At 60.6% G+C, this 15,879-nt stretch carries 14 protein-coding genes and 1 tRNA gene; 5 read left to right on the forward strand and 10 right to left on the reverse strand.

What is annotated here, in order from left to right:
• Positions 1 to 8: 8 nt before the first annotated feature.
• Genes KF767_14655 through KF767_14665 form a run of 3 tightly spaced genes read right to left on the reverse strand, consistent with a single transcriptional unit; the run spans position 9 to position 7,186 of the window.
• Positions 9 to 3,185, reverse strand: coding sequence for a transglycosylase domain-containing protein (locus KF767_14655; GenBank protein ID MBX3019124.1), 3,177 nt, complete (start codon positions 3,183 to 3,185; stop codon positions 9 to 11).
• A 6-nt stretch (positions 3,186 to 3,191) separates the two neighbouring features.
• Positions 3,192 to 4,013 (reverse strand): hypothetical protein, encoded by an 822-nt coding sequence (locus tag KF767_14660; protein MBX3019125.1) that lies wholly within the window; start codon positions 4,011 to 4,013, stop codon positions 3,192 to 3,194.
• On the reverse strand, positions 4,010 to 7,186 hold the full coding sequence (locus tag KF767_14665) for a hypothetical protein (protein MBX3019126.1): 3,177 nt from the start codon (positions 7,184 to 7,186) through the stop codon (positions 4,010 to 4,012). Before KF767_14665 ends, KF767_14660 begins: the two co-directional genes overlap by 4 nt.
• A gap of 164 nt (positions 7,187 to 7,350) precedes the next feature.
• Between KF767_14665 and KF767_14670 the strand changes: the two genes are divergently transcribed.
• Together KF767_14670 and KF767_14675 are read left to right on the forward strand one after the other, a co-directional pair.
• Positions 7,351 to 8,631 (forward strand): ABC transporter permease, encoded by a 1,281-nt coding sequence (locus tag KF767_14670; GenBank protein ID MBX3019127.1) that lies wholly within the window; start codon positions 7,351 to 7,353, stop codon positions 8,629 to 8,631.
• 10 nt (positions 8,632 to 8,641) lie between these two features.
• Positions 8,642 to 9,157, forward strand: coding sequence for an RDD family protein (locus KF767_14675; protein MBX3019128.1), 516 nt, complete (start codon positions 8,642 to 8,644; stop codon positions 9,155 to 9,157).
• On the opposite strand, the gene KF767_14680 is transcribed toward KF767_14675, so the two are convergent.
• From KF767_14680 to KF767_14705, 6 genes are all read right to left on the reverse strand, one after another.
• Positions 9,137 to 9,919 carry a hypothetical protein gene (locus KF767_14680; GenBank protein MBX3019129.1) on the reverse strand — a complete coding sequence of 261 codons (783 nt, stop codon included), beginning with the start codon at positions 9,917 to 9,919 and terminating at the stop codon, positions 9,137 to 9,139. The genes KF767_14675 and KF767_14680 overlap by 21 nt on opposite strands.
• A 29-nt stretch (positions 9,920 to 9,948) precedes the next feature.
• Positions 9,949 to 10,776 (reverse strand): 2,3,4,5-tetrahydropyridine-2,6-dicarboxylate N-succinyltransferase, encoded by an 828-nt coding sequence (locus KF767_14685; GenBank protein MBX3019130.1) that lies wholly within the window; start codon positions 10,774 to 10,776, stop codon positions 9,949 to 9,951.
• 3 nt (positions 10,777 to 10,779) lie between these two features.
• Complete coding sequence (locus tag KF767_14690) at positions 10,780 to 11,457, reverse strand: DUF2817 domain-containing protein (protein MBX3019131.1); 678 nt, start codon at positions 11,455 to 11,457, stop codon at positions 10,780 to 10,782.
• A 40-nt stretch (positions 11,458 to 11,497) separates the two neighbouring features.
• Positions 11,498 to 12,322, reverse strand: a complete 825-nt coding sequence (murI, locus tag KF767_14695) for a glutamate racemase (GenBank protein MBX3019132.1) — start codon at positions 12,320 to 12,322, stop codon at positions 11,498 to 11,500.
• A 240-nt stretch (positions 12,323 to 12,562) separates the two neighbouring features.
• Positions 12,563 to 13,612 carry a guanosine monophosphate reductase gene (locus KF767_14700; GenBank protein MBX3019133.1) on the reverse strand — a complete coding sequence of 350 codons (1,050 nt, stop codon included), beginning with the start codon at positions 13,610 to 13,612 and terminating at the stop codon, positions 12,563 to 12,565.
• Complete coding sequence (locus tag KF767_14705; protein MBX3019134.1) at positions 13,581 to 14,324, reverse strand: hypothetical protein; 744 nt, start codon at positions 14,322 to 14,324, stop codon at positions 13,581 to 13,583. The genes KF767_14700 and KF767_14705 overlap by 32 nt, the downstream gene beginning before the upstream one ends.
• 81 nt (positions 14,325 to 14,405) lie before the next feature.
• Here KF767_14705 and KF767_14710 point away from each other — a divergent pair.
• Positions 14,406 to 14,497 (forward strand) — tRNA-Leu (locus KF767_14710).
• Between the two features lie 61 nt (positions 14,498 to 14,558).
• Here KF767_14710 and KF767_14715 read toward each other — a convergent pair.
• The gene (locus tag KF767_14715) at positions 14,559 to 14,717 is read right to left on the reverse strand and encodes a hypothetical protein (GenBank protein MBX3019135.1); all 159 of its coding nucleotides are present in this window, start codon (positions 14,715 to 14,717) and stop codon (positions 14,559 to 14,561) included.
• 45 nt (positions 14,718 to 14,762) lie between these two features.
• On the opposite strand from KF767_14715, the gene KF767_14720 reads away from it, so the two are divergent.
• Together KF767_14720 and KF767_14725 are read left to right on the forward strand one after the other, a co-directional pair.
• Positions 14,763 to 15,026, forward strand: coding sequence for a transposase (locus KF767_14720; GenBank protein ID MBX3019136.1), 264 nt, complete (start codon positions 14,763 to 14,765; stop codon positions 15,024 to 15,026).
• Positions 15,023 to 15,835 (forward strand): IS3 family transposase, encoded by an 813-nt coding sequence (locus KF767_14725; protein MBX3019137.1) that lies wholly within the window; start codon positions 15,023 to 15,025, stop codon positions 15,833 to 15,835. Before KF767_14720 ends, KF767_14725 begins: the two co-directional genes overlap by 4 nt.
• Positions 15,836 to 15,879: the final 44 nt, after the last annotated feature.

Raw genomic sequence — 15,879 nt, forward strand, 5'->3', positions numbered from 1 at the left:
GGGGGAAATCATTGGACGCAACTTTGGTTATCAGTTTCGGGAAGCGGAATTCCCACGGCATCGCGACGAAGCGCGCGGGGGAAATATTCGGTGATGGCGTTCGAGGGCACGCGGCAGATCCCGTTGGTCGCGCGGTATACGCGACCCGAGCCGGGATCGATCTTTTCGGCGCGGATGTCCGGAAGCTCCGACGGCAGCGGCAACGGATCTTCCAGTCCTTCGGGATGAAGCTTGTAGTAAGCCTCCATGAAGTTCTCGAAAATCGGCAAGGCGACGTTTCCGCCGGTGCGTTTGTCGCCCAGGTCTTTATAGATCTTGGCGTCGTCGTAACCCACCCAGATCACGACGGCGATTTTGTTCGTGAAGCCCGCGAACCAAGCGTCACGGCTGGAGTTCGTCGTGCCGGTCTTACCGCCGATCAAGTGTGACCAACGCGCAATCCGCGTCGCCGTCCCTTGCGACAAAATCCCCTGCATGATGTAACGCAGCTGCGCGACCGCGCGGGGATCGACGTCGGTGATCGCCTTGAAGGCCTCGGGTGCCCGCGCGAAGCCGTACTTCAAAGAGTCGCGGTAAGCGTGCAGCTCGTTCCAACGTTCCAGCGAGCGGTCGATCAGGATCGGGTCGCCGTTCTTCAGAACTTCCTTCAAAAAGACGGCGTCACGACGAAGCCCGCCGTTTCCGATGGCCGCGTACATCTGCGCCATGCGCAGTGGCGTCGTCTCGTAACCGCCCAGCAAAAACGGGAAGCAGGGTTCGTGACGTTTCAAAGACGGCAGAAGTCCGCGCTCGGGATACGCGCCGAAGTGCGCGGCCAGGTCGTAGATCTCGTCCAGCGTGCGGCTCAGCGGCACGCGCGCGTCCGCGGCGATATCGCCCAAGTCGGTGAAACCACCCGTCGAGCGGAATCCGCTCAACCCGATGAAGAGATTCATGAGCGAACGGTTCACCGAGTCCTGCAGCGCCGTCCGCAAGGTCATCGAGCCAGGTCCCGCCGAGTAGTTCTTGGGCGTCCACACGTATGGGCAGTTCGGCACTTTCGGGAAGCGGACCGGATCGTTCGACAAAACTTGCGTGGGACTCACGCCCTTGTTCAAAGCGTACAGGTAGGTGATCGGCTTGATCGTCGAGCCCGGCTCGCGCAAAGAGACCGTCGCGCGGTTATTTTGCGCGAATTTGCCGTAAGGTCCGGCGCTGAAGCCGCCGGTCAAAGCGAGGACGTCACCGGTCTCAAGATCCAGAACCACGCCCGCGCCTTGCACCTTCGGCACGCGGCCCAAACGCACGCCTTCGGCGCCGCCCAGATTTTCGACGAGCGCGAGGTCGTAATCCTGCAGGCGCTGGAAGATCGCGCGGTCTTCGCCGCGCACGGGCACCGCGACGCCGGTCTCGAGCGTCCACTGGTTCGTGCGCGGAAGTTTCACCGCCATCAGCCAGTTCGTTTCGGGGTAGGGGTGAGCGACCTTCAAGCCGAAGAAAATTTCCGACAGCGAGGGGATCTCGTCGTCTTCATCCTTCGGGGTCAGGCGCGCTTTGATGTTCACGTTTCGCCCGGTGGTTTCGTCCAGCCAGGGGCTCCACTCCAGACGCGCGCCCCGGTGCCCGGCGGTCGTCGCTTCATAGTTGATGAGTCCTTGTTGCAGCGTCCGGGTCAGGATCTCTTGCAGGTCCGAGTCGTAGGCGGTCTGGATGTCGAAGCCGCCCAGAAGCCAGCGCGGGTCGCGCGCGTGCTGACGTTTCAACCGCGAAAAGTCGTTCGTGATGTGGCCGGTGAAATAGCGCGACAGAACGCGCCGACGATCGGCGCCCGCTTTCGGGATGACGTTCATGGGCTCGGCCTGCGCGGCCGCCTTTTCCGCGGCCGAGATGAAGCCCTGCTCTTCCATGACCTTGATCACGGTATCGCGACGAAGCTTCGCCTCTTCGGGGTTGCGGTGAGGATTGTATTTGCTGATCCCCTTCGGCAAAGCGGCCAGCAGCGCGATCTCAGAGAGTGTGAGCGTGGCCAAGTCTTCTTTGCCGAACAGATCGATGGCCGCCATCTTGACGCCTTGGGCGTCGGGCGTGAGGTCGATCAGGTTCAGGTAGTAGGCAAGGATCTCGTCTTTCGAGTAGCGCTTCTCGACCATCGGGATCATCAAAATTTCTTTGAGTTTGCGGCGCAGCGTGCGCATGCCGTGCGTGCGCTCGATCTCGACGTCGTCGTTGAAGAACGCGTTTTTCACGAGCTGCATGGTGAAGGTCGAGCCGCCCTGCTTCGAACCCTGCACGCCGCCGTAATAAAGCCGCTTCACGGCTTCGAAATCGAAACCGTTGTGGTCGTTGAAACGTTTGTCTTCGATCGCGGTGAAGGCTTGGTACATCCGGCGGGGGATCTCTTCGTGACCCGCGAGCCGGCGCCGGTGGCCTTTACCGATGTAGCGTTTGCCGTTGCGTTCGGTGAACGAACGGTCAAAGATTTCGCCGATGCGCTGACGGTTTTTGTCGAAGACGAAGCTCGCTTGGGGCATTTCCGGAAGCTCGTTGACGTTCGGCAGCTCCTCCAGAAGTCCCTGCAGGTATTTGTACCCGCCGGTGAAATCGACCTGCGCGGCGACCGCTTTGCGATCGACTTTCCAGTGACAGAGGGCGGTGACGACTTTGTAGACGTCCGAGGTCACGAGCTCACCATCGGCGGCCTCTTTCAGGACCTTGCCGACGAACTCCTGCAGTTCGGGTTGTAAAAGCACGACGAGCTTCGAGCCCAGATCGTCGCGGTTCGCGGTCTCGCCGCGCATCCACTGTTCACGCTCCAGGAAAATGCGGTCCTGCAAAGCCGAGCAGATGTGGTTGAGCTCGGGGACGAGCTCCGCGTTGGACATCTGCAGATAAGTCGCGAGCGGTTTGGGCTGAAAACGCAGCACTGCGGCGACGTCGCCATCGGTCGCGCAGTGCATTTCCGCCGTGTTCATTTCATTCTCGAGGCTTTGGCAGACCTGTTTGTACTTCGCGCGGTTGTCCTTCAGGCGTTCGCAGCGTTTTTGCGCGTACTGGCCTTTGAGTTCCTCGTATTGCGGACAGGCGTTGCGCTCGGCAACCGCCTTCACGGCGGCGTCAATGGCGGATGGGTCGATCGGTTCGATCAACTGACCCAGCGCAAGAAGTGCCGCGACGACGATGTCTGCGGTAGAGCCCAAACTCATCATGGTGCTTTAGCCTTTACAGTCGCTCATGAGCCCGCGCAGACGGGGCGCGGCGCCCGCTTCGCGGCGCAGTTTCAGTTTGAGGTTTTCGAAAAGAAAGGCCTGCGAGGAGTCCTGACCGAAACGGCAAAGACTGCGGCCCAAACGCGCAAGCTCACCATCGGCGAGATCCGCGAACTGACGGAAAAGCGAAGTCGCCGCGAAAGCCTCGGCGCCGGTACCGCTTTCGATCATGCGTTCGAATTCGAGGTGGGCACGTTCGACCAAACGGGACTTCAAGGTTTCGTCCGCGGGGTCGAGCGCGGCGCTGATGATTTGCGTTTTCGCGAGGGGATCCAGACCCGGCAGCTCCATCGCGCGCATGAGCGCCTGACCATCGGGAAGTTCGGCCAGCAGATTCGCGGCCAGGGCCGCGTGACCCGGCGACAGGCGCAGGACCGCCAGCAGCAGGTCGCCCGCCGCTTTCACGTCGGTCAATTCATCCAGCTGGATGAGCGCCTCGAGTTTTTCGAGATGATCGAAAAGATCCGTGTCCGAGCGACGGTGTTTGCACGCGTTGCGCGGCAGACGGCACGCGAGGTCCGCGCGCAGCTCTTCCAGGATACCCGATTTTTCGGGCGAAGGGGACGTGGCCGGGGTCACCGCGTTCAGGTGCGCCGCGATCTCGGCATTTCTTTGCTCGAGCTGCTCAAGTGTGTCCTCGAGCGCCGCGACGCCGTCGGTGGACGCGCCACCGGCGACGGACGTGCGGCCCGCGCTCCAGAGCGCGAGGCCCGCCGCCAGGACGAGCATCAAGATCAGCATGAGGATACGCGGATAGCGCAGGATCACGGCTCCAGGCTCCAGGTTTTCGCGTCAAGTTTTCCGCCGAGTTGGATGCGGGGCTCTTGCGCGCTCCGGCCCGAAAGCCAGGTCTGCACGAAGCCGCCGTACTCTTCCACGGGCACGTAACGGGTCACGCCGCCGCGGGACTTCACGACTTTCACTTCCACGATGCGCACGCCCTGAACCTTCGCGTAGTCGGTGCCGGCCGCGTCGACCGCTTTTTGTCCGGCGACGGGTGTGGCGCGCTGACCGTCTTTTTGGAAGAGCTCGCAAGCCACATAAGTCTTGTTGATGGACGCCGCGGTCGTGCGGCGATTGCCGCGCACGAGTTGCCACATGCCGCCGCGGAACTGGCCGGTTTTGAGTTCCGGCAGGAAGCGGGTGACGACTTCATCCGAAGGCAGATGGTTCGTGAGGACGGTGACCACGCGGCGAACGGGGCATTTCGAATCGTCGCCCAGATCGTAAACCGCGCGACCATTGTCGTTCAGTACGCTCTGTTCGCTGAGGGCGAAGGCGGGCATGTACGCGGCGGTGCCGGTTTCAACGCCTTGGCCATCGACACGCGACACTTTGACCCAACCGGCGCGCATCGCGACCTGCGGATCGCGCGCGTCGATCGCCAGGATCTTCACTTGCTCACCGCTCATCACGAGGCCCTGGATCTTTTGATCCGCGCGGTCGACGGGCGACGCGTAAAGCTCGGCGCCTTCCCACGACAGGACTTCGCGAACTTCGCCGACCTTCAAGGTCAGTCCTTGCAGCTGTGCCGCCGACGGAGCGGGCGTGGCGAACCGGTACTTCGAGGTTTGGAAGCTCGCTTCGCGCGCTTTCGCGGTCGACGCCGTATAGTCGTGGGCCAGCACGCGGATCAGCGCTTTGACCAAACGATCGCGGCGCGCGTCCAGGTTCTGCTCGCTATTCAAAGTCGACATCTCGCTCATCAACGCTTCGACCGCCGCGCGCTCGATCAGATCTTGCGCTTGGGCTTGGTGCGTTTTCGGCAAGGTTTGATCCAGCACCGAACCGCGGAACTGCAGCTGCGCCGTCAGCGCGGACCGGTAGCTCTGACCGGCCGCGACCGCTTGGCACACGCCCTGCGCGCGCGCTTTCATGTCGGCGCCGGTTTCCCAATAGCCGACCGCACCCGTCATCATCGGGAGGACGGAATTCGCGCCGGCCTCCGCGCAGCTCACCGCCGCGGGATCGAGCAGACGGCTCATGCTGAGGTCGTAGTTTTCAAAAATCGCCCGTACGCTCATTTCGACGTAAGCCGCGACGTCCAGCAGGACGCCGTTTTCGATGGCGTTCTGGAAGCCGGTGAAGGGCATGTGGAACATCCCCCAGCGGCCCGCATCCGCGGTGGCGCCGGTTTGGATGACGTTCGAGCGCGCAAGGTAGATGCCCGTGTCTACCGAATCGAATTTCATGCGGCTCGAGCAATCGGTCTCGAGGAACCAGCCCATGTGTTTCGGGCTTTGGTAAGTCGCGATGACCTGTTTTTGCGACTCGATGTCCGCGTTTAACTTATCCCACGCGGCATCTTTGTTTTTCTGGGCCGTATCGATCTGGGTTTTGTAAGCCGCGAGCTGCGTTTCTTCCTTGCGCAGCAGTTCGAAGGACTGATCGCGCAGCTTCGACGCTTCGATCAAGGCGCGGGTCAGGTGCGACAGCACGTACTCGGAAAAGTTCGAGTGGCGTGAAGCCGTCTGGTAGCGCTCGTTCGCGGCGGTCGCGGCGGCCGTGCGGGCGTTCAGCTGCTGGGTGAGTCCTTTTTGATCGTCGCCCAGCTGCTCGTTCACCGCTTGGATTTGCAATTTCAAGGTGTCGATCGCGCGGCCCACGAACTCCGATTGGGTCAGGATGGCCGAAAGATTCGATTGAACTTGGCTGCGGCTCTGCAGGATTTGCGGCTGACGGATTTTGATCGCGGCGATGCGCGCGCCCCGCGCGGGGGTCTGCGCGATCAGCGCTTTCACTTCCGATTCGGATTTTTCGGTCGACATCAGACCGGTCTCGAGTTTGTGCGCGACGGTTTGCAGCTCTTGCAGTTCGGTCGCGAGCGTCGCTTGCTCGTCGTTCAGTTGTTTTTCGGCCGCGAGTTGCAGTTCGCGATCCGCGCTGAGTTTGCGCAGTTTCTCTTGGTTCGCTGCGAGTTCGGTTTCGAGCTTCGCGCGCTGGTCTTGCAGCGCTTGCACCGCACCGCGGACGGCGGCGAGCGCCGCTTCGTCGGTTTTCAGTTGGATGTCGGCTTCTTGCAGAACGCTGAAGTCGCCGCGGGGATTTTGCATGTTCTCCGTGGTGAATTTACGCCACTGCTCCATCAGGCCGTTGGTTTTGAAAACCTCTTCGGCTTTCGCCATGCACGCCGCTTCGGGCATGGCGGTGCCGCGGCTCACGCGGTCTTTGATGGTGCTGAAGCACGCCATCGTGTTTTCGATGAGCGTCGATTGCTCTTTCACCTTCGCGGTCAGGCGTGCCAGCTCGGCCGTCGACTGTTGGTGCAGGCCGATCGCTTCGCGCAGACCCATGGCCAGGCGATCCTGTTCGGCGCGCAGTCCATTGATCTTCGTTTGCACGTCGGCAAGCGGTGCGACCGAAAGTCCCGCCGCGCACTGTTTCAGCGCCGACTCTTGGAAGTGCTGCAGGTCCGAGGCTTTCATGGCCTGAGTCAGCGGCAGCACGAGATACGGAAGCGTCGCCATACGGGTCATGGGGCGCGCGAAATTGCGGCTCAGGTCCTCGAAACCTTCCGGCAGACGGCCCAGCTCTTCGAGTTTCGCTTTGTCGAAATCGACTCCGCGCAGTTCGGCCTCTTCGACCAGGCGGCGCGCCTGGGCGGGGTTCATGCCCATCTGTTTCATGGACTCTTGCAGCACGCGTCCGGTCATCAGACGGTAATAGAGTTGCGCGTTGATTTCGTTGAGCACCGGGCCGCGGACGTCGAGGCTTTTCAGCGTTTCGACCGAACCTTGCGAGACACCATTTTTCTGGAGCAGAAACCAATCCTGCGCGCCCAGGCGGACTTGGGCATCGCCCTGGGACGAGGCCTTCAGCGGCGAGAAGCCCACGTCGGCCGGCAATTTTTCACCGGGAAAGAGCCACTCGGGGGACTGAGCCCAAGCGAGCGAGGGGAGAGTCAGCGAAACAACCAGAGCGTAACGAAGACGAGCGAACATGCGCGAGTTCCTTCCAAGGAGCGTCGGTTTCTAAATTTGGACACGCCGTATCACGATCCGTGATGCCTCGGAATTAAACTGCTGATTATCTAGGCGAAACTGCAAAAGTAACACGTAGCGGTAAGATTTTGGAACCACTCCAAATGGGTTTAAACTGGCGCTCAATGCTTTGGGACTTCTTCTGGCGTTTTCTTTTTTCCAAACGGGCGGGGTCCATTGTCCGCAAGATTTCGTGGCTGAGCTTCGCAGCCCTGACCGTGAGCGTAGCTTCGCTTGTGATCGTCATGGCGGTCATGAAGGCGCTGAACACCAATATCCGAAATCGCCTGCTCGCCGTGGAACCCCACCTCGTGATCGAGATCACGGACAATAACGAATACAAAACCGCCATCGCCCAGATCGAAGAGCGCCAGGTGCTGAAGCCCGAGTGGCGGGTCTTTCCGTTCGAAGTACAGGACGTGATCCTCCGTTCAGTCGAGGGACGCTTTCGCGGCGCGGTCGCGCGCGGACTCACGCCCGAATCGCTCGACTGGATTTTGTCGGAGATCAAACGCGCCCAGCAGAACGAACGCCGCGAAGAGGGGCCGGTCACCGCGCCCGAGATCAACCCCGACGGCACGGTGCTGGGCGAGCGCGGCGCGCTCGAAGCGGGCGAGATCATGGCCGGGCTCGATCTCGCGCATTCGCTGGGGATTTTTGAGGGCGACTCGCTGACCGTGGTCGCGCCGGAGGGGCTTATGCTTCCCGCGGGCGAGACGCCGAAGTTTGAGCGCGTGATCGTCAAAAAAATTCTCAGCACGAATCTGCAGGACTTCGACGGCGAGGGGCTTTTTTATCTGCAGAACAAAACGCTGCCGAGCTTTCAGTCCTCGGCTTCGCTTCGTCGCGGTTACGAGATTTGGACCGAGGACTCGGCGGGCGCGATCGAACTGAAAGAGGATCTGATCCGCCGGCTCGAAGGTTTGCCGGTGAAGGTTCAGACCTGGCAGGACCGCAACGCCGCGCTTTTTCTGTCGTTGAAACTCGAAAAGCTCGTGATCGGGCTTTTCCTCAGCATCGCGTCGCTCGTCGCGGGCTTTTCGCTTCTCACGGTGCTGGGGCTTTTGATTTCGCAGAAAACGCGCGAGATCGGTCTGCTCCAAGCCATCGGGCTTTCGCGGCGGGAAGTTTTCTTTTTGTTTCAAGGGCTCGGCGTGCGGCTGACGGGGCTTGGACTTTTCTGCGGCTCGTTCATCGGTCTCGTGATCGCGACCTACATGGAACTTTATCCGCTGAAGGTCCTTCCCGACATCTACTACGATTCCACGGTTCCCGCCGAAGTGGATCTGCCGTTCGTGATCGTCATTGTCATTCTGGGCTATCTGCTCAGCTACTTCGGCGGCCTTTTGATCACCCGGCCCCTGGCGAAATTCCAACCCACCGAACTTTTACGGATGAAAAAGTAGGAGGCTTCTTTTGGCGACTCAACCGGACCCGATTGAATTTCCGACCGTCGCCGAGCGCGGCGTGCGGCTGGCCGCGATGGCGATGGACGCGGGCATTTGCCTTTTCGTCGGTGGTTTCCTCGGCGCGGTTTTACGGATGATGAAGCTGAGTGAAGCCTCGCTTGCGAGCGCGTCGGTGCAGATCGCGTGCATGCTCGCATTCATCGCGCTGCCGCTCGTGAGCGTCGTCAAAAAGGCTTCGCCCGGTAAGATCATCATGGGGTTGCGTCTCGCGAATCCGCAGGGGATGGATCTCACCGTCGGGAAGATCCTTTTGCGCGAGACCTTCGCCAAAGCGATCGGTCTTTTACTGTTGGGGCCGGTCTGGATTTTCACCAATGCGCAAAACCGCGCGGCGTGGGATTTCGCGGTGGGCTCGGTCGTCGTTCCCGAACGCCGTCTGTCGCGACCGCCCGAGGACGAGGTGATGGAAGACATCCCCGAGCCCGGCGATCTTTCCGAAGCCTCAGTGTTTTCTAAAAAATAACGTCATCACGTCCGTCGCGCTCGGCCCTTTCGGACTGAAGAACGGAATCTCGGTTTTAAGCGTCGGCTTGAATCCCGACCACGCGTGGGGAAGATCGTCGATCATCAGGAGTTCGCCCCCGCCGCCGAACTGCTCCAGGGCGAGGCTCGCGTGTTTCGGATTCACGACCTTGTCTTCTTCTCCGTGAAGGATGAGGACGCCGCCTTTGAAGTCTTGGGGCGCGCAGGGGCCGGCGGGAACGCCCGTCGGGCCGTCGCGAAGGACTTGGTCCGCTTCGCCCAGGCTTTTGGCGCTCGCGTACACGGGCGCCGAGTGAAGGGCGACCGCCTGGATCTTCTTCGGGAAGCAAGCGGCGAGTCCCGCCGCGGTGGCGCCGCCGCTGGAGATGCCGGTGACGTAGATTTTTGGGCTTTTGAGCCCCAGGCGATTTTCCGTCGCTTGGATCTCATCCATGATGAATTTCAGTTGGCCGCCGGACGCGACTTGATTGGCGGGACTCCACCACGACCAGCAGTTGATCGCGTTCGACTGCGCGGGGACTTGCGGATAGAGCACGACCCAGTTGTTCGCGTCGGCCACGCGGTTGAAACCCGTGCCGAGCGCCATGGACTCCGCCGCCTGCAGGCAGCCGTGAATGACGACCAACAGTTTCGCCGTCGCGGGATCGAATTTTTCTGGCACGTGAGTCAGGTGCGCCCGGGCCGTCGTGGACACGGCGACCAGCAGCGCGCCCACGAGAAGTTTCGGGAGCGCCGATCTCATCAGACCGGCGCCTGGTCCCGTCGGTCTCATTAGACCGACACCTGAAAGTCCCGCAAAGCGTTGTTCAGCGAGGTCTTCTTGTCCGTCGAGGCCGTGCGGTAGCCGATCAGGAGCGCGCAGGGCACGCCGTAAGTGCCGGCGGGGAAGGCCTTGGTGAGCGTGCCGGGGATGACGACCGCTTGGGCGGGCACGCGGCCCTTCCAGGATTTCTCTTCGTCGCCGGTGACGTCGACGATCTTGGTCGAAGCGGTGATGGTGACGCCCGCGCCGAGGACCGCGCCCTGTTCGACGACGACGCCCTCCACGACGATGCAGCGTGAGCCGATGAAGACGTCGTCTTCGATGATGACGGGCGAAGCCTGAACGGGCTCCAGGACGCCGCCGATGCCGACGCCGCCCGAGAGGTGGACGTTCTTGCCGATCTGGGCGCAAGAGCCCACGGTCGCCCAGGTGTCGACCATGGTGCCCGCGCCGACGTAAGCGCCGACGTTCACGTAAGAGGGCATCAGGATCGCGCCCTTCTCGACGAAGCTGCCGTAGCGGGCGACGGCCGGGGGCACGACGCGGACGCCTTCGTCGCCGGTCCAATGTTTGACGGGGATTTTATCGTAGTAGTTGAAGTCGCCCGCGCTCATCACGTCCATCTGTTTCAGGCGGAAGTAGAAAAGGATCGTCTGCTTGATCCACGCGTTGGTGACCCACTCGTTATCGATCTTTTCGCAGACACGGAGCACACCGCGGTTCAGATCCGAGATGACGCTTTCGACGAGGTCTTCGCGTTCGGGCGTGAAGGGATGTCCTTGCGCGAGGTCTTGGACGAGGGCTTCGATTTTCGCTTGGCGGGGATCTTGGGTCATGAACTAACTCCGTGACGCGCGGTTCGCCGCGGTCCATTTGAGGGCTTCGCGAACGGCGGGGACGTGAATCTTCACGACCTCGTTCAGCGCCATGTCTCGTTGAATTTCGTAAGTGAGGGTGGGGACGCCGCGCTCAAGGCCCGCGTAGGTGCCGAGCGAGCCGGGTGTGGGATAGCCGATGTCATCGTCGATCTTGTAGCCCGTGATTTTCGCGAGCACTTCGGCTTCGCCGCGACAGTCACCGTTCGTGTTCAGCACGGGATTCCACGAGTGCAGCGAGATGATGAGATCGGGTTTCACGTTTTCAAGATAGCGCATGATCGCCTGGTTCTCGGGTTCGCTGCCGGCGGCTTTGCCGGGAGAGTAGCGGGGCGCGCGCGCGACGTCGGTCCAATCCTTCGTCGGCATGTTGCGGTTCAGGTCGACGCCGTTCCCGTTGGTGCGGGCCTTGTCGAGAAGACCATCCAGATTCACTGCGGGCACGAGGGTCACGCGGACGTTCGCGGTGAAGCTCTCCAGGAAAGATCCCAGCAGTCCGTGGGCGGCCGCGATGCCTTCGGGTTCGTCGCCGTGAATGCCGCCCAAAAGCAGGACGCGGGCGCCTTTCGTTCCGAAGTCGAAAGCGGGAATGGGGCAGGCGCGCGCGGTTTCACCGAAAATCCAGGTTTTTTGCAGGCTCATGGGATCATGAACTAGCACAGCCGCTTTCGGATTGGCAGCCTCAAACCCAGGTTAGGGAATCGATTTTATGGGGCTGGAGCAAACGCTCGGCCTGCGCTTGGACCGCGGGGTTGAAATCCGTGGTGAGCAGGTGCACTTGCCCCCGCGATCCCGAACCCTTGCCGACGCACGGACGGATCGCCTCCGCGATGGCGGGGCCGGAGTGGATCAGTTCGACGCCCGCGCCCGCGGCTTTTTTGATCGAGGCTTCGAGGATCGGGTAGTGCGTGCAGCCGAGGATGAGCGTGTCGATGTTCTCGCGAAGCAGCGGCTGCACGTAGCGGTAGACGACGAGGTTCGTGATCGGATCGTCGACCCAACCTTCTTCGGCGAGCGGGACCAGCAGCGGGCAGGGGTTCGCGACGAGTTGCGCGTCGGGATCGAGCTCGCGCAGTTTTTTTCCGTAAGCGTCGCTGAGGACGGTCGCGCGCGTGGCCATCAGGCCGATGCGTTTGGTGTTCGTGCGCGCGAGCGCGAGCTTCGCGCCGGGTTCGATGACGGTGAAAAGCGGCACGCCTTTCCAGTCGCGTTCGCGAACTTGGGTGCTCGCCGAATTGCACGCGACAACGAGGGCTTTCAGTTTCACGTGGGTACCGAGGTACTCCATGATCTGCACCGCGTACTCGCGGATCGTCTCGGGAGATTTGCTGCCGTAGGGAAGGCGCGCGGTATCGCCGAGGTAAACGAAGTTCTCTTCGGGATAGGCTTCGATGAGCGATTTTAAAACCGTGAGTCCGCCGAGGCCCGAGTCGAAAACGCCGACGGCGGGAAAGTCTTTCGCGAAGGGAAGTGCGGCGGCGGGCGAGGTCGATCCGAGTGCGGACATCGTGAAGTCTCCTTCTTCGCCGCTGAAAAAACAAAAGGCTGCAGGGGCAGCCTTTTGAGAAAGAGTTCCGAAGAATTCTCTCGAAACCAACAACAACGGCTCGAGGGTCAAAACCTTAGAGCTAATTCAGGTTACGGCGGGGCCCTGGAGGGGTCAACGTCGTCGTCCAAAAATTTGGACAAGGTCACGTTAGGACGTTGGTCGAGGCGCGGTGTCGATGGCCGCCCGAATTTTAAGCGGTTAGCGGCCCAGACCGTGGGCCCGCGATTCGGCCATGCCGCTCGGGCTCATCTCCATGAAGCGGGCATTTTTCGCGATCTCGGAAAGGGCGGTCGCGTTGAGGTATGACATCCCGCTTCTGATCCCGCCGGTCACCTCCAGCACGACGTCCCGGACGTGGCCTTTGATCGCGACCTGATGACTTTCGCCCTCGGGCGCCATGCCCTCCGGAACGCCGCCTCGCCAGCTGACCTGGGCCGCTTTGGAGGCCATGCCACGATATTGTTTCTTTCCGTTTTTGATCTCGCCGGGGGTTTCGAGCGTGCCCGAGAGCATGCTGCCGAGCATGACCGAGCTTGCGCCCGCGGCGAAGGCTTTCACGATGTCGCCGCTCGTGCGCAGGCCTCCGTCGGCGATGATGGGGACTTGGTGTCGGTGACCGACCTCCGCGCAGAGCGCGATCGCCGTCAGCTGCGGGACGCCGCAACCGGTGATGATCCGGGTCGTGCACATCGAGCCGGGGCCGATCCCCACTTTGATGGCCGAGGCGCCGTACGCGATGAGCTCTTCGGTCGCCTCGGGCGTCGCGACGTTCCCGGCGATGATCTCGACGTCGGGGTTTTGGTCTTTGAGCGCTTTCATCGTGTCGAGCATGGCGACCGAGTGGCCGTGGGCGATGTCGATGGTCAGGATTTTCACGCCCGCTTGCAGAAGCAGCCGCGCACGCTCGCGGTCCTCTTCGTTCACGCCGATGGAGGCCGCGATGGTCGCGACGCCCGCGTCTTTGAGCGCTTCGACGAAGCCGACTTGCGCCGCGGGCGAGGCGAAACGGTGCAGGATGCCCAGGCCGCCCAAGCGGTCCATGGCGAGCGCCATCTCGGTTTCGGTGACGGTATCCATATTGGCCGAGATGAGGGGGATGTCGAACGCGTATTTTTTCGTGATCTGCGTGCGCAGCGAAGGGTCGCGGCGGCTGCGGACTTCGGACTTCGCGGGGGTCAGCAGCACGTCGTCGAACGTGAGTCCGCGTCCGCGGTTTTTAATGTCCGTCCACTTGAAGTTGAGTTCCATGCGCGCGCTCCCAGAGTTTGAGGAGCAGCCATTGAAGCAAAATGAAAAGCAGGACGTCAACGCCCGTGAGCCCGATGGCCGTGAGCGGAGAATCGAAGTACGAGCGGCGCTCGTCGAGGCTCGTGAGCGTGAGCGGAAAGATCACCCAGAACAGAATCAAAAGTCCCAAGAGGCGTGGCCAGACGCGGTAGAAGACGCGGCGGCTTTCCTTCAGGGCGTCGCGCCGGCCCTTTTGGTACTCGGCATCGAAGCAGACCACCCACGGCAGGAAGGCGAGCTCAAAAAGCCGCACGATCCCGGGAACGATCAGGAGCAGACTCCACATCATGATGCTCCCGAAAGCGCGGAGCTGTTCGCGAATGAGGTCGCCGCCGTGATCGCGGATGAAGCCGAGGGTCGTACGGTCGGTGGCGGGGGGCGGAAAGGGCCTTGCGCCGTCCGAGACGTCGCCCACGTGAAAGTGCGGCGACTCGGGCCGCTGGTGCCAGCCCGCGAGCACCATGAGCGTGGCCACGATGGGCGTGAGGAGCGAACTCACGAACGACAGCGCCGCGAGCGACCAAACGCGGGCCTGCACGCCCGTATCGCCCATCATCGCGGCATGGGTCGCCCGCAAGATCCATTGGTCAAAGATCTGCGTGACGATGAACCAAACGAAGAGCGCGACGCCCACACGTTTTAAGGTCAAAAAATAAGCGGCTCTTAAGGTCATCGCCGTGGATTCTCGCGGGGGGCGGAATCCCTTGTCAACGCGGGCGTGAGGTGATTGAGTGGAGGATCAGTCGACGCACCTGCCCCGGTGGCGAAATCGGTAGACGCAGCAGACTTAAAATCTGCAGCTTCGGTTAAACGGGCGTGCCGGTTCAAGTCCGGCCCGGGGCACCAAATGTCAAGCTCTGCGAACCAACATTTCTGGTTCGGTTTTCAAATAAAAGTCGATTCGCCCCTAAACCCCTAAAGGGGAAGAGCCAGCCCCTTTCAGGGCCAGCTCTCGCTCAAAATGTTCTTTATCCACGATCCAATGGATTTTCACCGTCTCAGTGCCCACTTCGACTTTATGGATGAACTTTTTAATCATTGAGCTGACCTGAGAAAATGCTGCCACTTTTAACTTTTATCTCCTAGCGTCAATAGACCAAGGGAGAGTCAGATGAAGAAGCGGTTCACGGAAGAACAGATCGTTAAAGCGATCAGCAGACTTCGCAACGGTACGCCAGTAAAAGAGCTCGGTCGCGAACTCGGAGTCACGACGACAACGCTCTATGCGTGGAAGAAAAAGTACAACGACATGTCGGTCAGCGAAGCCAAACGCCTTCGCGAGCTCGAACAGGAGAACGCAAGATTGAAGCGCTTGGTTGCCGATCAAGCACTCAACATTGAAGTCCTGAAGGACATAAACTCAAAAAAGTGGTGAGCCCAAGAGCACGCAAGGAAGCGGCCAGGTACGCAATCACCGAACACGATTTGTCGCAGCGGCAGATCTCACGGTTCTTGGGCATTGCTCGAACGACATTGAGTTATACGCATCGCCCGAAGAACGATGAGTCGATCGAGGCGCGCATGAAGCAGCTCGCATCGAAGCATCGTCGCTGGGGCCTCAGAACATTGCACAACCTCATGTGGCGCGAAGGTCTTGTCGCGAAAAGCAAATCGAAGTCCGAGCGAATTTACAAGAAGCTGAGACTTCAAATCAAAACGCGAAGGCGTCAGAAGCTTCCAAAGGTCGTGCGGGTTCCGTTTGAAAAGGCATCGCGTCCGAATGAGATCTGGTCGTTTGATTTCATTCACGACTACTTCGAGACGAATCGTCGGCTGAAATGTCTCGCGATTGTCGATGATTGCTCAAAACGCTCGCCAGGACTCTTACCTGCGTACTCGATCACGTCGAAAGATCTCACCGAGTTCTTCGACTCGCTACCAAATCTTCCGGTGAAGCTTCGATGCGACAACGGACCAGAAATGAGCTCTCGTGAATTTATGGACTGGGCAATGAGGCGCAACATCGAGATAGAATTTATTGAACCAGGAAAACCGATCCAGAACGCGTTCATCGAATCGTTCAATTCTCGGTTCAGGCACGAATGCCTCAATGGAGAATTGTTCTTTGATCTCGAAGACGCACGGAAGAAGATCGAACACTGGCGACGGATCTACAACGAGAAACGACCACACTCGTCTCTCGGAATGAAGACGCCGGAGGAATTTGAAGAAGAGTTTGAATGATAACCTGACGCTGGACGATAGAAGTAAAAAACGGACGGAAAATT

The organism is Pseudobdellovibrionaceae bacterium (assembly GCA_019637875.1).
Classification (GTDB): Bacteria; Bdellovibrionota; Bdellovibrionia; order Bdellovibrionales; family Bdellovibrionaceae; genus JAHBUW01.

Excerpts from the sequence above, each read along its gene's own strand:
- KF767_14655 (MBX3019124.1), bottom strand. The coding sequence starts at position 3,185 with ATGATGAGTTTGGGCTCTACCGCAGACATCGTCGTCGCGGCACTTCTT.
- KF767_14665 (MBX3019126.1), bottom strand. The coding sequence starts at position 7,186 with ATGTTCGCTCGTCTTCGTTACGCTCTGGTTGTTTCGCTGACTCTCCCC.
- KF767_14670 (MBX3019127.1), top strand. The coding sequence starts at position 7,351 with ATGCTTTGGGACTTCTTCTGGCGTTTTCTTTTTTCCAAACGGGCGGGG.
- KF767_14680 (MBX3019129.1), bottom strand. The coding sequence starts at position 9,919 with ATGAGATCGGCGCTCCCGAAACTTCTCGTGGGCGCGCTGCTGGTCGCC.
- KF767_14685 (MBX3019130.1), bottom strand. The coding sequence starts at position 10,776 with ATGACCCAAGATCCCCGCCAAGCGAAAATCGAAGCCCTCGTCCAAGAC.
- KF767_14690 (MBX3019131.1), bottom strand. The coding sequence starts at position 11,457 with ATGAGCCTGCAAAAAACCTGGATTTTCGGTGAAACCGCGCGCGCCTGC.
- murI (MBX3019132.1), bottom strand. The coding sequence starts at position 12,322 with ATGTCCGCACTCGGATCGACCTCGCCCGCCGCCGCACTTCCCTTCGCG.
- KF767_14700 (MBX3019133.1), bottom strand. The coding sequence starts at position 13,612 with ATGGAACTCAACTTCAAGTGGACGGACATTAAAAACCGCGGACGCGGA.
- KF767_14705 (MBX3019134.1), bottom strand. The coding sequence starts at position 14,324 with ATGACCTTAAGAGCCGCTTATTTTTTGACCTTAAAACGTGTGGGCGTC.
- KF767_14720 (MBX3019136.1), top strand. The coding sequence starts at position 14,763 with ATGAAGAAGCGGTTCACGGAAGAACAGATCGTTAAAGCGATCAGCAGA.